The organism is Brevundimonas sp., from assembly GCF_031082345.1.
Lineage (GTDB): Bacteria > Pseudomonadota > Alphaproteobacteria > Caulobacterales > Caulobacteraceae > Brevundimonas.
Genome location: NZ_JAVHLH010000091.1, coordinates 1 through 1,682, shown reverse-complemented (window position 1 = coordinate 1,682; position 1,682 = coordinate 1). Strand labels below are relative to the sequence as shown.

Genomic DNA, 1,682 nt, shown 5'->3' with positions numbered 1-1,682 from the left:
GGCCCGATCCGTGCGCGCGCCATTTCTGCAACCCCGAGGCGAAACGGACTCCTCCCAGGGGCGCCATTTTGCACCTTGGGTCCAATCTGAATTGGGTGTGACGGATTGTCGCAGCTATGCGGTCACGGCGTCCTGCCGACAGGGCGTAGCCGCGCCGCTGGCGCAGGCCCTGTCGAGACAGCCACCCGCCAGCGGGCAGGGACAGCGCGAATGCAGATCCCGTCGCGGAGGCGCTTCCGTCAGGTCCCGCATCACGCTGAGCAGACCCAAGGCCGAGGCGGGGGACAGGCTTTCGGGATGGAAACCGTCCCTCAGCGCCGGTTCATCCCCGACCATCTCCGCGTCCGAGGGGAACTGGCCGCAACAGACCCTCCAGTCCGGAAAGCGCCGCGCGGGAGCGGTCTGGTCGCTGATGATCGACAGGGAGACATGGCGTCGGTCACACGATATCGCCCCGTAGACCTGCCTGACCTTGTCCCTTGGCCCCTCGAGGACGCTGAGGAACCGACCGCCATGGGCGAACAGGATTCCCGTGACATCCATGGCCGCCTTTCGCTGAGCCCCGAATACCTGAACCTGGTCGAGCAATTCGTGCAGGGGCGTGGGATTATCCCGGCTGGCGGTGCTGTAGTAGATCAGTCGATGGAGGCCGGCCTCGTCGGATCGCCGATTCGACCGCCGGGTCGCACCGGACGGCCGAGAGGTTTCGCCCGGCGCGAGGCAGACGCCCATGCCGCCATCCTCGCAATTGTCGAACGCCACGCCCATCGACGAGAACACTTCGAAGAGGGCGTGGATCGTCCGGCTGTTGGCCCCCACGGGTCCGCGGATACGTTCCAGCCTCTTGATCGTCTCCAGGCTCAGGCCGCAGCGCTTGGCCAGATCCGCCTGATCTATACGCGCGAGCGCCCGGGCCGCCCTGATCTGTTCACCCGACAACGCCGACAAACTGGATTGCATCTAACTGGATTCCGCCGACATTACGCCCCAAGTACAATTTCTTCCGCTCGAAGACATACTATCGTTTTCGGGCGAGTTACTTTAGCTCGACCTAACATACACTTGTTATCAACTGGAGGCGCTGTTTACAGATAATTTCTCTATCAGTCGTCATATCAAACCCATGGTTGGGGCGACGCCGGTAATGCTCGTGACCGGGGGGACTTTAACGGCGCGACCGCCTGAAGGCCAACGCCCCCGGGCGCGACGAATCGCCTGTTTTTGATCGAGGGTCCATGACGCAGTACGAACTGGCGGTTCGACCCACGGATATCCGGGTCATGGTGGTGGATGACTCCGCGGTCGTCCGGGGGCTGATCTCGCGCCAGTTGAACGCCGAGGCCGGCATCGGCGTCGTCGCGACCGCCGCCAACGGCGAAATGGCCCTCGCGGAACTGGCGCGCCGCGAAGTCGACGTCGTCGTCCTCGACATCGAAATGCCGGTGATGGACGGCCTGACCGCGCTTGGCGAGATCGTCGCCCGCTACCCCGCGGTCCGGGTCGTCATGGCCTCGACCCTGACCCGCCGCAACGCCGAAATCAGCATGAAGGCGCTCCATCTCGGCGCCAGCGACTATGTCGCCAAGCCCGAGACCGGCCTCGGCGCCGCCGAGGAATTCCGCCAGGAACTGGCCGCCAAGATCCGGGCGCTGGCGACCCGGCGACCCACGCCGCCGGCGCGG

The 1,682-nt window shown here is 65.0% G+C and carries 2 protein-coding genes; one reads left to right on the top strand and one right to left on the bottom strand.

The window, feature by feature from the left end:
• Positions 1-114: 114 nt before the first annotated feature.
• Complete coding sequence (locus RDU12_RS07710) at positions 115-960, bottom strand: BLUF domain-containing protein (RefSeq protein WP_300289642.1); 846 nt, start codon at positions 958-960, stop codon at positions 115-117.
• Between the two features lie 275 nt (positions 961-1,235).
• Between RDU12_RS07710 and RDU12_RS07705 the strand changes: the two genes are divergently transcribed.
• Positions 1,236-1,682: response regulator (locus RDU12_RS07705; RefSeq protein WP_300289641.1), on the top strand; the 447-nt coding region annotated here is incomplete at its 3' end.